A 13233-nucleotide genomic window follows, 5' to 3' on the forward strand; every position below is an offset into this window, starting at 1 on the left:
AAGCGAGCACCCGATGGCCGACACCTCCTCCGCCCAGCCCGAAGCAACGCGGCTCGATCCCAAGCTGCTGGAGCTGCTGGTTTGTCCGCTGACCAAGGCGACGCTGGAGTATGATGCCGAGCGGCAGGAGCTGATCAGCCATCCGGCCAAGCTCGCCTATCCGATTCGCGACGGCATCCCGATCATGCTGCCGGACGAGGCCCGTCCGCTCGACTGAGCGGCTCCTGGTCGTTCCACGGGAGCGCTTGTCGGACGATCTGGCGGCGCCGCCCATCGCGAGGCCCTGGCAGGGAGGTGAATCATGGTGCGGCCGCTCGGCGCCTCAGCCGTCGCGATAGCGATCGGGCTGTGCGTCCCCGCCGTTGCCGCCGAAAGCCTGGTCGGCACGTGGGCGACGCCGGGCCGGTGCGGCCGGCCGCTGTCGACCGTGGACATCCGTCCCATGGGCTTCTCCGGCGAGGATTTCTTCTGCGACTTCAAGTCGGTCGATCGCCAAGGCAACACCGTGCGCTGGCGCGGCCAGTGCACCTTCGGCGCGGACCGCGAGGCGGCCACCGTCACCGCCCGGCTCGCCAAGGGCATGCTGAGCTACCGGATCAACCGGGACGGCTGGAACGGGCCCTTGCAGCGCTGCCGCTGATCGGCCGAAGGGCTCAACCGGGCGACATGCCCTTGCGCTCCACCTGGACGTCATAGGCCGGCCGGCCGGCGTCCAGCCGTGGCCGGACGATGACCAGGTCACCCTCGGCGAGTTTGCCGAGCGCCACCTCGCGGTCCGGCAGGACGAGGGTGGTGAGTTCGCCGGTGACCACCAGGACCTGCCGGCGGCTGTCGACGCCCGCCTGCGCCCACGCCTTGATCTGGCTGAAGAACGGCTCGCGGCGCCAGGCCTGGGCGGCGCCCGTGTCGACCTGCACGACCAGGCGGTTGGCATCGTGCTCGGTGTAGAGCACCAGCTTGCTACGATCGGGCTTCCACTCCTCGCCGAGGAAGTCCTGGGTCAGCCACAGGCAGGAGAAGGTGCGGCATTCCTCCGGCCGGTCGTCGTAGGTGGTGCAGCCCTGGCCGGGCCGGCAGTGCGGGCACCAGCGCCCGCGCGGCTTGTCGAGCTCCACGATGCCCATCACCTTGCAGCAGAGCGCGCAGGTCCCGCACTGGCGCGGCTGGGCTGACGCGGTCATGCTCAGCCTCCCGGCAGCACCTGCGCCTCGACCACCGCGATGGCAGTGATGTTGACGATGCCGCGGGCCGTCACCGAATGGGTGAGCACATGCGCCGGCTGCGCCGGGCCGATCAGGATCGGCCCGACCGGCAGCGCGTCGGCCAGCGCCTTGGTGAATTGGAAGGCGACGTTGGCCGCATCCAGGTTCGGCATGATCAAGACATTGGCGACGCCCTGGAGGCGAGAGGCCGGGTACACCCGCTCCCGCACCACCTGCGACAGGGCCGTGTCCGCCGCCATCTCGCCGTCCACCTCCAGGTCCGGGGCCCGCTGGCGCACCAGCGACAGCGCCGCCCGCATCTTCAGGGCCGAGGGCGAGTCGGACGAGCCGAAATCCGAATGGGACACCAGGGCGATCTGCGGCGTCATGCCGAAGCGCTCGACGTGGTTGGCGCAGGCGATCGTCATATCGGCGATCTCCTCGGCGCTGGGATCGGGCCGCACATGCGTGTCGGCGAGGAAGAAGGCGCCCTTCTGCGTGATGACCAGGGACAGGGCTGCCATGTCCTGGCTGCCGGGGGCCAGGCCGATGATATCGCGGATGTGCTTCAGCCGCGACTGGAAGCGTCCCTCCAGTCCGCAGATCATGGCATCGGCATCGCCGCGCTTCACCGCGAGCGCGGCGATGACGGTCGAGTTCGTGCGCACCAGCGTCTTGGCGGCGTCAGGGGTGATGCCGCGGCGGCCGGCCACCTCCACGTAGCTGGCGACGTAGTCGCGATAGCGCGGGTCGTCCTCGGGGTTGGTGATGTCGAAATCCGTCATCGGGCGGATCGACAGGCCGAAGCGCTTGAGCCGAGTCTCGATGACCGAGGGGCGGCCCACCAGGATTGGCCGGGCGATGCCCTCCTCGATGATGACCTGGACGGCGCGCAGCACCCGCTCGTCCTCGCCCTCCGCATAGATAACGCGCTTGGGGTCGCTCTTGGCCTGGTTGATCAGGGGCTTCATGACGAAGCCCGAGCGGAAGACGAAACTGCCCAGCCCGTCCGCATAGGCCTTGAGGTCGCCGAGCGGCCGCGTGGCGACGCCGCTGTCCATCGCCGCCTGGGCCACGGCTGGAGCGATGCGCAGGATGAGGCGCGGGTCGAAGGGACTGGGAATGAGTGAGCGCGGGCCGAACAGACGCGCCTCGCCGCCGTAGGCGCGGGCGACCACGTCGGACGGGGCTTCCCGTGCCAGCGCCGCAATGGCGCTGGCGGCGGCCGCCTTCATCGGCTCGTTGATCGTCGTCGCCCCCACGTCGAGCGCGCCCCGGAAGATGTAGGGGAAGCACAGGACGTTGTTGACCTGGTTCGGAAAGTCCGAGCGGCCGGTGCACATCATGGCGTCGGGCCGCGTCGCCTCGGCGACGTCGGGCATGATCTCGGGGTAGGGGTTGGCCAGCGCCATGACCAGCGGGCGCGGCGCCATGGCCTCCAGCATCTGCGGCTTCAGCACGCCACCGGCCGACAGGCCGAGGAAGATGTCGGCACCCGGGATGACCTCGGCCAGCGTGCGCAGCTTCGTCCGTTGCGCGTAGACCGCCTTCCAGCGGTCCATCAGGGTGGGCCGGCCCTCATAGACGACGCCGTCGATGTCCGTGACCCAGATGTTCTCGCGCCGCGCTCCGATCGAGACCAGCAGGTTGAGGCAGGCGAGCGCCGCGGCCCCAGCTCCCGAGGTGACGATCTTGACGTCGCCGATCGCCTTGCCGGCGAGCGCCAGCCCGTTGGTGACCGCGGCGGCGACGATGATGGCGGTGCCGTGCTGGTCGTCGTGGAACACCGGGATGCCCATGCGGGCGCGCAGGCGCTCCTCCAGCTCGAAGCACTCGGGCGCCTTGATGTCCTCCAGGTTGATGCCGCCGAAGGTGGGCTCGAGCGCCGCGACGATGTCGACCAGCCGGTCGACGTTCTTCTCGGCCAGCTCGATGTCGAAGACGTCGATGCCGGCGAATTTCTTGAACAGCACCGCCTTGCCTTCCATCACCGGCTTGGCGGCGAGGGGGCCGATGTCACCGAGGCCGAGCACGGCGGTGCCGTTGCTCACCACGGCCACCAGGTTCTGCCGCACCGTGTACAGGGCCGCCGTGGCGGGATCGGCGGCGATCGCCTCGCAGGCGGCGGCCACGCCCGGCGAATAGGCCAGCGCCAGGTCGCGCTGGTTGCCCAGCGGCTTGGTGGCCTGGATCTCCAGCTTCCCGGGCTTGGGATAGGAGTGGTAGACCAGCGCACCGGATTTGAGGTCCTGAGAGGGGTTCTCGTCCACCGCTTTTGCTCCGCCATGGCCAGCTTGCTCGCGGCCGGAAGGTGACTGGCGGCACGGCCGATGTCCAGAATTGCGTGCGGACCTTTTGCCGCCGCTGCCGCGAGGATGTGTCCCGGTCGGTCGGCCGTCTGCCCGAGCCTGATCGCACAGTCATGCGCGACCCGGACCCGGACACGTCGTCCGCTCCCGACAAAGCACCGTAGGGTGCCTTGACGGGCTCCGCCGCCACCCCTATACACCGGACCCTTCATGGCATCGTCGGTTGAGGCCGCTGCCCGCTCTTCGGGCTTGCCTGGCTTCGCCGTTCAGCAGGACGTTCAGAATATGGCCCGCCGTTGCGAGCTGACTGGGAAGGCGGTCTTGACCGGCCATCTCGTGAGCCACTCCAACCGTAAGACCAAGCGCCGGTTCTTGCCGAACCTGTGCAATGTGACGCTGCAGTCGGAGGCGCTTCAGCGCTCCGTGCGGCTGCGCGTCACCGCCGCGGCGATCCGCAGCGTCGAGCATCGCGGCGGCCTGGACGGCTTCCTCGTCAAGGCGTCCGCCGACGAGCTGTCGCCCGGCGCGCGGGCGCTGAAGCGCGAGATCGAGAAGAAGGCCGCCGCCGCCAGCTGATCGCGGCGGGGCCCTGCTCGATGCATGGCCGGGGCAAGCCCGGCCCTGATACCGAAACGTTAGCCTGCGTGCCGCCATTGGCGACGCTTGGGGCTTGGCGAAAGCCTTCCGCAACGGGTTGATCCCATGCCGTTGCGGAAGGCTTTTGCTGTTTGCCGCGACGGGGCCGCGCCCATCTCATTGCAGAGCCGCTCCTGCGCGATGGGCAGGGGCCTATCGCGCGGCGCCGTCGCTGAGCGCGAACTCGAGCAGGATGGTGCGCTGCTCGGACGAGAAGTTGTCGTCGGAGATGATCGTCAGAATCGTCTCTCCCGACGGCGTGCGGTGCAGCGCCAGCCCCTCCATATTGTCGATCTCGAAGCCCTTGTCGGCGGTGGCGAGCACCGGGCCGTCGAGCAGCGCGCCCGCCTTCACATCGGCCGCCGCGACGCGCCGCAGCCTGAGCTTCACCCCGGTGGCGCGCGTGTAGAAGCGCTCCAGCAGCAGCATGTCGCCGCCGGGCAGGAAGGCGAGGTCGGTGATGTCGAAGCCGTCGTGGCGCGCCACGCGAAATTCGCCGGCAGCCGGCCCGGTCAGGATCCAGCCGCGAGTGGGGCCGTCGCCGTCCGATTGCTCGGCGATGGTCACGACGGCGCCCGCGATGGGGCTCGCCGGCGGCGCCACCCCGATCGCTTCCAGGCTGGAGTTGGATCGCAGCCGCTTCGCCGCGGGCGGCACCGAGACGGTCTCGCCCCGCGCGGCGGTGCCGTCGCGCCCGAAGGCGAAGCGCAGCACCTCATGCGTGCGCTCGATGCTGACGTAGGCGGTGCCGTCCACGATCGCCAGGCCCTCGGTGTCGTAGGCGGTGGTTTCGCCCAGCGGCTCGCCCGTGCCCGACAGCGCCGGGGCCAGCTTGACCTCGTCGAGGCCGGCGAGGCGTCCCCCGTCGTAGCGCGGCGTCGCCGTCATCCAGGTGCCCTTGTCGCTGATGGCGACGAGCCGGCGGCCATCGGCGCTCCGCCACAACCCCGACCAGCCGCCGAAGTCGCTGTCCCTGGCGCTGAGCACCAGGCCGCCGCGGAAGTCCAGCGCGCCAAATCGCGTCGCCTCGGGGGCGGCCCGGTCGAACCCCCGCGCCGGCTGCACCGCGACGTCCGCGGCGCGGCCTCCCGCCTCGGCACGCGGCGCCCCGCCGAGCGGCGCGAGGAGCAGAAGCGTGGCTGCGAGACGCGCGCCGGCGGCGTAGGGGCTCAACGCCGGCCGCCTGCCGCCCGCCGCAGGTTGCCGCCGAACGACGGCGGCGCCTTGTCGTCGAACAGCTCGGCCAGCTTGTCGGTCATGGCCCCGCCGAGTTCCTCGGCATCGACGATGGTGACGGCGCGCCGATAGTAGCGCGTCACATCGTGGCCGATGCCGATGGCGATCAGTTCCACCGGCGATCGTTCCTCGACCTCGGCGATGATATGGCGCAGGTGCCGCTCCAGGTAGTTGCCCGGATTGACCGAGAGCGTGGAATCGTCGACCGGAGCACCGTCGGAGATGACCATCAGGATCTTGCGCTGCTCCGCCCGGCCGAGCAGCCGCTTGTGGGCCCAATCGAGCGCCTCGCCGTCGATGTTCTCCTTGAGCAGCCCCTCGCGCATCATCAGGCCGAGGTTCTTGCGCGCCCGGCGCCAGGGCGCATCGGCCGATTTGTAGATGATGTGACGCAGATCGTTGAGCCGGCCGGGGTTGGGTGGCTTGCCCGATTGCAGCCACAGCTCGCGGGACTGGCCGCCCTTCCAGGCCCGCGTGGTGAAGCCCAGGATCTCGACCTTGACGCCGCAGCGCTCCAGCGTCCGCGCCAGAATGTCGGCGCAGGTCGCCGCCACCGTGATCGGGCGCCCGCGCATGGAGCCGGAATTGTCGAGCAGCAGGGTGACGACCGTGTCGCGGAAGTCGGTGTCCTTCTCCCGCTTGAACGACAGCGGCTGAAATGGGTCGACGATCACGCGGGGCAGGCGCGCCGGGTCGAGCATCCCCTCGTCCTGGTCGAATTCCCAGGAGCGGTTCTGCTGGGCGAGCAGCTTGCGCTGGAGCCGGTTGGCAAGCCGCGCTACCACCCCCTGAAGGTTGGCGAGCTGCTTGTCGAGATAGCCGCGCAGGCGTGCCAGCTCCTCGGCGTCGCAGAGGTCTTCGGCCGCGATCACCTCGTCGAACTTGGCCACGAACGGCTTGTAGTCGGGGCCCCGCGGCTCGTTGGAGCGGGACGCGGGCGGCCGCGTCATCTCGCCGGAATTCTCGGAGTCGCCCGTGTCGGCGTCGTCGGGCATCTCGCCCGAGGGTGCGTCCGCCGCCTCCGTCGCGCCTTCCTCGAGCTCGTCGGTGGCGTCGTCCGAGACCTCAGCGTCGCCGCGCTCGCTGGTGTCCTGTTCGTCGCCGTCGCCCTGGTTCTGGTCCTGACTGGTGTCGGGCGCGTTCTCCTGGTCGTCGTCTTCGTCTTCCTCGGACTCCATGTCCGACTCGTCCGCCATGTCGAGGCTGGAGAGCAGGTCGCGGACGTTGCGGGCGAAGCTGCGCTGGTTGCCGATGGACCTGGCCAGGGCGTCCAGATCGTCGCCGGCGCGCTCTTCGATGAAGTCGCGCCACAGGTCGACGACCTTCTGCGCCGCCGGCGGCGGCTTGAGGCCAGTCAGGCGCTCGCGCACCAGCATGGCCAGTGCGTCGGCGATCGGCGCATCGGCGCGATCGGTGATCTCGTGGTAGTTGCCGCGGTGATAGCGGTCCTCCAGCATCGCGGTGATGTTGGCGGCGGTGCCGCGCATACGGGTCGAGCCGATGGCCTCCACGCGCGACTGCTCGACGGCGTCGTAGACGGCACGCGCCTGCTGGCCCTCCGGCGCGAGCTTGCGGTGCAGGTTGCCGTCGTGGCAGGCGAGGCGGAGCGCCATGGAATCGGCGTGGCCGCGCAGCACGGCGATATCGGCCGCCGCAACCCGCCGTGGCGGCTCCGGCAACCGGGCTCGCTCACCCACCAGGGACGGCTTGTCGGAGGCAAAGGCCACTTCGAGGTCGGCGCGGCCGGCGAGCGCACGCATGCAGCCGGTCACGGCGCGTTTCAGCGGCTCGGTCGGTGAGGGCTTGGTGGTGGACGGCTTGATATTGGAGATCGTCACGGGTCCGATCCGCACGGTTGGGCGGCGGCCGGCGAGCGCCGGCCGCGCGTGCCCTGGCCTCAGCTCAGGGCGATGTTGGCGGCGCTCTCAGGCAGGTCGCGGCCGAAACAGCGCTGGTAGAATTCGGCCACCAGTGGTCGCTCCAGCTCGTCGCACTTGTTGAGGAAGGTCAGCCGGAAGGCGAAGCCGACATCCCGGAATATCTCGGCGTTCTCCGCCCAGGTGATCACCGTGCGCGGGCTCATCACCGTCGACAGGTCGCCGTTCATGAAGGCGTTGCGCGTCAGGTCCGCCAAGCGGACCATGCGGTTCACCGTATCGCGTCCCTGCTCGGAATCGCGGTAGTGGTGCGCCTTGGCCAGCACGATATCCACTTCCTTGTCGTGCGACAGGTAGTTCAGCGTCACCACGATCGACCAGCGATCCATCTGGCCCTGGTTGATCTGCTGGGTGCCGTGGTAGAGGCCCGACGTGTCGCCGAGGCCGATGGTGTTGGCGGTGGCGAACAGGCGGAAGGCCGGGTGCGGCCGGATCACCCGCTTCTGGTCGAGCAGCGTCAGCCGGCCGGACACCTCCAGCACGCGCTGGATCACGAACATCACGTCGGCGCGGCCGGCGTCGTACTCGTCGAACACCAGCGCCACGTTGTTCTGCAACGCCCACGGCAGGATGCCGTCGCGGAACTCGGTCACCTGCTTGCCGTCTTGGAGCACGATCGCATCCTTGCCGACCAGGTCGACGCGAGACACGTGGCTGTCCAGGTTGATGCGCACGCACGGCCAATTGAGCCGCGCCGCCACCTGCTCGATGTGCGTCGACTTGCCGGTGCCGTGGTAGCCCGTCACCATCACGCGGCGATTGCGCGCGAATCCGGCCACGATGGCGAGGGTGGTGTCGTGGTCGAACAGGTAGTCCGGGTCGACGTCGGGCACGTGCTCGTCGGGCTCGGAATAGGCCGGGACCTCCAGATCGGATTCGATGCCGAATACCTGGCGCAGGGACACCTTCATGTCCGGAAGGGCGGCTTTCGTCTCGCTATGGCCTTGCATGGGTCCTCACTATCGGATGCCTGCGCGTGCCGGGCCAATCCGCGGCCCGTCGGAGCGCTTGCCTTCCGTTCCTTCCTAAAGCGGGCCGCCTGGGCCGGCAATTTCACCGCAGCCGGTCGTGTCGCTCGGACACGCTGCCCGGAGGGTGCCCCGGGCAAGGCACGAAATGCGCCAGATCAGCAGAGATTGAGCGATCGCAGGACACCGTAGGCGCGGACGATGTCCTGGAACCGCGTCTCGTAGCTGCGGTCGCCGCCGTTGGCGTCGGGATGAAAGCGCTTCACCAACGCCTTGTAGCGCGCCTTGATGGTCGCGGCGTCGGCGCCTTCCTCCAGCTCCAGCGTCTCCAGGGCTTTCACGGCGGCGACGCTGAGGCGCGGCTTGCGCTCCTCGGTGGCGGCGTGTGCGGCGCTGGCGGTCTGGCCGAACAAATTGAACGGATCGAACGCGGCTTGGTCGCCATCGCCACGCCGCCACTGGGCTCGCGCCCCGGCCTTGACGCCCATGCTCCAGGTCGGCCGGTGCCCCACTGCATCGGCCTTCTGGTGACGCACCACCGCGTCGTCGTCCATCCCCGCGAAATAATTATAGGAATGGTTGTAGGCCCGCACGTGTTCCAGGCAGAACTGCCAGTACTGGCCCTCCTTGCCACGCCCCTTCGGAGCCCGGTGCTCGGCCGCGGCCCCGCAACCGGGATGGTCGCACGTGCGCACCTGCTGCGGCCGCGGCTCGGCGGCGGCCTTGCGGACGCGGATACGGTCGAAAAGGGGCGAGTTGAGATCCATCACAGCCAGATTATGTTTCCTCGGCCCGTACCGGCAAGGGTTTATCGGTCACAGGGCCGTTGAGGTTCGCGCATGTCCAGGAAAGATCTGATCGATGGCCGGCTCAGGGCGGCGTTCGCGCCGGTCCATCTCGCGGTCACTGACGACTCCCACCGCCATGCGGGGCACAGGGGTGCGCGACCGGAAGGTGAAACCCATTTCAGCGTAGAGATTGTATCGGATGCCTTCGCCGGCAAGAGCCGGCTGGAGCGCCACCGCATGGTCAATGCTGCACTGGCGGACGAGCTCGTGCCGGAGCGCATCCATGCGCTCGCGATCATAGCCAAGTCCCCGGTCGAATGGACGGCCAGCGCCTAGCGCTCCAGCATCAATCTCATCGATGAGGGAAAGGCTGCCGGGCCTCAGCTGCGGCTCAAGCGCGCATGGTTGGCGCGCACCCGGCGGGCATAGGGCGTGAGGGCGACGGCCGCGACGCGGTGGGACTGGCCGGCCGCGAGCGCGCTGAGCATGGCGAGTTGCGCCTCGACGAAGGCCGACGACTTTTCCGCCACCATCCGTTGCATCTCGACCTCGGCCTGGGTACCCCCGGCCGCCATCTTGACCAGGCGCAGGCCGATCACCTGCTGCGCGCCGAGCGCCATGAGGGCGGTGTCGCAGGTGAGGGAAACCCAGGAATCGAAGAGATCGAACATGCATCCATCCTAGTGCAGGCCCCGGATCGGATAGGATCATCCGCGCGCCGGCCGGACGAAGCCGCCTGAGAAGACGCCCGCGGCGACCGAACGGTTAGGCTATAGCGATCGGGATACGATGGAAATTGTTTTCGCGTCTAAGGGTCGCCGTTCCCCGGTCGGTTGGAGCCGGCGCAGCCGCTGCCCGAAGGGCCCCCGCCCACCTGCGCAGGCCGGTGCCAATGCGTTGATCTGGAGAGCTTCTCAGCGATTGGATGATGCCACCCCCATCGCGAAGCACTCTAGCGCTGCTCCGGGCCGGCCACGATCAGAGCCCAGTACACTTTGTACTTGGAGCCAGGCGCATAGGCCGTAGCGATGCCGAGGCGGGTGCCTGCCCCGTCGAGCATGGTGCGGTTGTGCACCGGTGATTCGCGCCAGCCCGAGAAGGCCTCGGCCACCGTGTGGTAACCGGCCGAGACGTTGACCGCCGGCGCGGCGACGCCGGCTGCGCTGAGCTTCCGCTTCAGCGCTTCGGCCGATGCAGGCTTGTCGTGCGCCGCCATGTCGGCGGCGGCCGCCCCGGCCGCGCGCTCGAGTGCCGGGTCGACCGCCAGCGGCGGAAGTCCGTTGTTGCGTCGATAGAGGTTGATCATGCCGGCGGCCGACTGGGCATCCACCTGCGCGGCCGGGGCCGCGAGGCTGGCATAGAACAGCGGTGTCTGTCTGCCGCCGCTGCCGCGCGGCTCGCTCGCGCAGGCCGCAGCCATCGCCGTCAGCGCCAGTGCGCACAGACGTTCCACAATGCCTGCCATGGCCCCCGTCCCCGTCGGCTGGGTCTCGTGCCGCTCAATCCCGGCCGTTCGGCGCCTCGCCGTCCGGGCGCTCGTCATCGGGCGTGGCACTGCCGGTCGCCGCTTCGCCCGCCTCCGCCTTGCCCGCGGCGCGGGGTGCCCTGGCACGCCGTGCCATCAACGCCTCGAACTGTTGGGGCAGCTGCAGTTTCACTTCGCTTAACGGCACGCCCGGCGCCGAGTAGATCTTCTCCTCCGTCAGCCGCTGAAAGATCCTGAAATTCAGCTCGCTCTTAATGCGCAGAGTTGCCTCCACGTCGGCGAAGCAGCGCAGCTCGAACTCCTGCGAGCTGTCGGTGAATTTGTTGAACAGGGCCGAGGGCTTGGGATCCTGCAGCACGTCCGGATGGGCTCCGGCGCAGGCGAGCAGCAGGCTGGCGACGCGGTTCGGGTCCGGTTGGAACGGTACCGTGACGACGATCGAGATGCGGCCGATGCGGTTGTTGTGCAGCCAGTTCTTGACCACGCCGGACACCAGATTGGAGTTCGGCACGATGACGGAGGCGCGCTCGAAGGTTTGAATCTCGGTGGCGCGCACGCTGATGCGGCGCACGTAGCCCTGCTCGCCGCCGACGACGATCCAATCACCGACACTGATCGAGCGCTCCCACAGGAGGATCAGCCCGGATACGAAATTGTTGACGATCGACTGCAGGCCGAAGCCGATGCCGACCGACAGGGCGCCGGCGACGATCGCGATCTTGTCCAGGCTGAGGCCGAGCTGGGCGAGGGCGAGCGCTACGGCGACGAAGCCGCCGAGATAGCCGACCGCCGTGGTGATCGAGTTCCTGATGCCGGAGTCGAGGCCGGTCACTGGCAGGTATTTGGCGGACAGCCACCGCTGCAGCGCCCGCGTCGCCAGCACCGCCAGGATGAAGAGCCCGGCGGCGCCGATGACGGTGCCGAGCGAGATGCGGAACCCGGCGATCTGCAGGCCGAACAGGGCGGCATCGAGCGACGAGGTGAAGTCGTCGGAGTCGATGCCCCAGGGCGCCAGCACGAGCAGCAAAGCGATGGCCACCAGCAAGACCCGGAGCAGGCCCGAGGTCAGCACTGCGAGCTGATCCAGCGAGCGCTTGCGTAGACCGACGCTCGTTTGCAGCGCCACCGCGACCCGGCCATCGCCGGCTAGGGTGCGGCCGATGGTCTCGTCGACAATGGTGAGGGCCAGCCCGAGCGCCGCGCCGATAACCGCAATCCAGATGCACTGCTGGATGGTGAAGGAGGCAAGCGCGATGAAGCCGCCGAGAACAGCGACGAGCAGCACGGCGACGACAGCCCAGGCGATGATACGCAGCGGCCCGCCGAACGTCGGCTCCGTGGGGACGTAGGGGCCGAGGCTCGCCTCGTCGCAGTCGTCGTTGCGGCGGATGCGCTGCAAGGTTCGAGCGAGCAGCAGCGCGACCACGATCGCGACGACGCCCTTGGCTGCGATCGTGGTGGCGAGGGCCGCCCCAATGGTCTGCAGCGCCACCTCGATGATACGGCCGATGGCGAGGACGACCGAGCCGATCACGACCAGGTGATAGAGCGGCTCGGCGGCCGAGTCGGGCGCGTCGACCACGCGCCAGCTCGGGGCGCCCGGCGCCAGGATCGCCTCGGCAAGGGCCCGCACGAAGACGATGAAGAGGATTGCGATCAGGGCGGCGCGGATGATCGGCTCGATGCCCGGAGGCAGCAGGCCGGCGCCATCGAGGCCCATGTAGATGAAGTACGCCGACAGCGCGGCGGGCAGGGCGGCGAACAGCGTGCGCCAGACGGCTGCGAGCGCTCGGCGCAGGCGCGTCGGCGCGGTGATGCGATCGTTGCGGGCGGTGAGCCGGGGCGCCAGACGGCGACGGCCCATATAGGTTGCGAGGGCGGCGGCGAAGGCCACCAGCAAGGCGAGCACCCGCCCTTGCGCGACCCGGCTACCGAGCGCCGACAGCCAGTCCGAGGTGATGGTCGAAATCGCCTTGAGGTCGCTCGGTGCCGATTGCATCACCGACAGCCACAGGTCCGGGCTGAGGATGCTCCAGTTGCGATGGAAGAGCGTGTTGGTGAAGAGCGCGCGCCGGCGGTTGGTGACGTGGCTGCTGACCTGGTTGGCCTGAACCAGAAGGGCGTTGCCGGCGCGCACCACCTCGTTGAGTTCGGCGAACTCCCGCTCGCGCTCCTGGCGGTCGCGGGCCGCCTCCGGGCTCTCCGGTGGCGCGCTGGCTTCGGGCTTGGGGCCGAGCTGGTCGAGGCGCGCCTTGGCGGCCGTCACCCGCGGCGACAGCCGGTTGAGGATGTCCTGGATGGTCTCCGTCGCCGGGTCGACCTGGGCCCTGAGATCGATGAGCTGAGCGTCCGTGAGCCCTGGCCTGGCGAGGGCGGCCTCAGCTTCGTTCAGGCGAAACTTCACGTGGTCGAAGCGCTCGCGCATCGTTTTGAGGCCGTCGGCGGTCGCGTCGGGCATCGTCGGTGCCGTGGTCGGCGTCGGGGCCGGCGGCGCCTGGGCGGAGGCTTGCCAAGCGAAGCCGGCGATTCCCGCTCCGATCGACAGGGCCACAAGCCAGCGGACGGCGGCTGCGGCGAGGCGGGCGAGGGAACGGTCGGAAGAGCCGGTCATGCGCGATCCTGTTGGGCGTCTCATCACCGCATACATCGGGCAGCAGCGGCGCGATTCGAG

13 protein-coding genes are annotated in these 13233 nt (G+C 69.2%); 4 read left to right on the plus strand and 9 right to left on the minus strand.

The genetic code is table 11. The annotated features are described in order from the left end of the window. Nucleotides 1-13: 13 nt before the first annotated feature. Nucleotides 14-217: a Trm112 family protein gene (locus tag IEW34_RS20295; RefSeq protein ID WP_188611037.1), complete on the plus strand. Its 204-nt coding sequence runs from the start codon at nt 14-16 to the stop codon at nt 215-217. A gap of 84 nt (nt 218-301) precedes the next feature. Continuing rightward, nucleotides 302-640 (plus strand): hypothetical protein, encoded by a 339-nt coding sequence (locus IEW34_RS20300; RefSeq protein WP_188611038.1) that lies wholly within the window; start codon nt 302-304, stop codon nt 638-640. 13 nt (nt 641-653) lie between these two features. On the opposite strand, the gene IEW34_RS20305 is transcribed toward IEW34_RS20300, so the two are convergent. Both IEW34_RS20305 and IEW34_RS20310 read right to left on the minus strand, forming a co-directional pair. Then, nucleotides 654-1181: a hypothetical protein gene (locus tag IEW34_RS20305; RefSeq protein ID WP_188611039.1), complete on the minus strand. Its 528-nt coding sequence runs from the start codon at nt 1179-1181 to the stop codon at nt 654-656. A gap of 2 nt (nt 1182-1183) precedes the next feature. Beyond that, nucleotides 1184-3472, minus strand: coding sequence for an NADP-dependent malic enzyme (locus IEW34_RS20310; RefSeq protein ID WP_188611040.1), 2289 nt, complete (start codon nt 3470-3472; stop codon nt 1184-1186). A 324-nt stretch (nt 3473-3796) separates the two neighbouring features. Between IEW34_RS20310 and rpmB the strand changes: the two genes are divergently transcribed. Further along, nucleotides 3797-4087: a 50S ribosomal protein L28 gene (rpmB, locus tag IEW34_RS20315; protein ID WP_188611041.1), complete on the plus strand. Its 291-nt coding sequence runs from the start codon at nt 3797-3799 to the stop codon at nt 4085-4087. A gap of 213 nt (nt 4088-4300) precedes the next feature. On the opposite strand, the gene IEW34_RS20320 is transcribed toward rpmB, so the two are convergent. From IEW34_RS20320 to IEW34_RS20335, 4 genes are all read right to left on the minus strand, one after another. After that, nucleotides 4301-5320, minus strand: coding sequence for an esterase-like activity of phytase family protein (locus tag IEW34_RS20320; protein WP_188611042.1), 1020 nt, complete (start codon nt 5318-5320; stop codon nt 4301-4303). After that, on the minus strand, nt 5317-7221 hold the full coding sequence (cobT, locus tag IEW34_RS20325; protein WP_188611043.1) for a cobaltochelatase subunit CobT: 1905 nt from the start codon (nt 7219-7221) through the stop codon (nt 5317-5319). The genes IEW34_RS20320 and cobT overlap by 4 nt, the downstream gene beginning before the upstream one ends. Nucleotides 7222-7280: 59 nt before the next feature. Continuing rightward, entirely contained in the window at nt 7281-8270 is a 990-nt protein-coding gene (gene cobS, locus IEW34_RS20330) for a cobaltochelatase subunit CobS (protein ID WP_188611044.1), read from the minus strand. Between the two features lie 176 nt (nt 8271-8446). Further along, the gene (locus IEW34_RS20335; protein WP_188611045.1) at nt 8447-9055 is read right to left on the minus strand and encodes a J domain-containing protein; all 609 of its coding nucleotides are present in this window, start codon (nt 9053-9055) and stop codon (nt 8447-8449) included. A gap of 72 nt (nt 9056-9127) precedes the next feature. On the opposite strand from IEW34_RS20335, the gene IEW34_RS20340 reads away from it, so the two are divergent. After that, the gene (locus IEW34_RS20340) at nt 9128-9412 is read left to right on the plus strand and encodes a BolA family protein (RefSeq protein WP_188611046.1); all 285 of its coding nucleotides are present in this window, start codon (nt 9128-9130) and stop codon (nt 9410-9412) included. A 44-nt stretch (nt 9413-9456) separates the two neighbouring features. On the opposite strand, the gene IEW34_RS20345 is transcribed toward IEW34_RS20340, so the two are convergent. From IEW34_RS20345 to IEW34_RS20355, 3 genes are all read right to left on the minus strand, one after another. Continuing rightward, complete coding sequence (locus IEW34_RS20345) at nt 9457-9747, minus strand: hypothetical protein (protein WP_188611047.1); 291 nt, start codon at nt 9745-9747, stop codon at nt 9457-9459. 281 nt (nt 9748-10028) lie between these two features. Beyond that, nucleotides 10029-10541 (minus strand): CAP domain-containing protein, encoded by a 513-nt coding sequence (locus IEW34_RS20350; protein ID WP_188611048.1) that lies wholly within the window; start codon nt 10539-10541, stop codon nt 10029-10031. 34 nt (nt 10542-10575) lie between these two features. Further along, on the minus strand, nt 10576-13173 hold the full coding sequence (locus tag IEW34_RS20355) for a DUF3772 domain-containing protein (RefSeq protein WP_188611049.1): 2598 nt from the start codon (nt 13171-13173) through the stop codon (nt 10576-10578). Nucleotides 13174-13233: the final 60 nt, after the last annotated feature.

This window comes from Chelatococcus reniformis (assembly GCF_014640075.1).
Taxonomy (GTDB): domain Bacteria; phylum Pseudomonadota; class Alphaproteobacteria; order Rhizobiales; family Beijerinckiaceae; genus Camelimonas; species Camelimonas reniformis.

Excerpts from the sequence above, each read along its gene's own strand:
- IEW34_RS20335 (WP_188611045.1), bottom strand. The coding sequence starts at position 9,055 with ATGGATCTCAACTCGCCCCTTTTCGACCGTATCCGCGTCCGCAAGGCC.
- IEW34_RS20355 (WP_188611049.1), bottom strand. The coding sequence starts at position 13,173 with ATGACCGGCTCTTCCGACCGTTCCCTCGCCCGCCTCGCCGCAGCCGCC.
- IEW34_RS20295 (WP_188611037.1), top strand. The coding sequence starts at position 14 with ATGGCCGACACCTCCTCCGCCCAGCCCGAAGCAACGCGGCTCGATCCC.
- IEW34_RS20300 (WP_188611038.1), top strand. The coding sequence starts at position 302 with ATGGTGCGGCCGCTCGGCGCCTCAGCCGTCGCGATAGCGATCGGGCTG.
- IEW34_RS20350 (WP_188611048.1), bottom strand. The coding sequence starts at position 10,541 with ATGGCAGGCATTGTGGAACGTCTGTGCGCACTGGCGCTGACGGCGATG.
- IEW34_RS20345 (WP_188611047.1), bottom strand. The coding sequence starts at position 9,747 with ATGTTCGATCTCTTCGATTCCTGGGTTTCCCTCACCTGCGACACCGCC.
- IEW34_RS20305 (WP_188611039.1), bottom strand. The coding sequence starts at position 1,181 with ATGACCGCGTCAGCCCAGCCGCGCCAGTGCGGGACCTGCGCGCTCTGC.
- rpmB (WP_188611041.1), top strand. The coding sequence starts at position 3,797 with ATGGCCCGCCGTTGCGAGCTGACTGGGAAGGCGGTCTTGACCGGCCAT.
- IEW34_RS20340 (WP_188611046.1), top strand. The coding sequence starts at position 9,128 with ATGTCCAGGAAAGATCTGATCGATGGCCGGCTCAGGGCGGCGTTCGCG.
- cobS (WP_188611044.1), bottom strand. The coding sequence starts at position 8,270 with ATGCAAGGCCATAGCGAGACGAAAGCCGCCCTTCCGGACATGAAGGTG.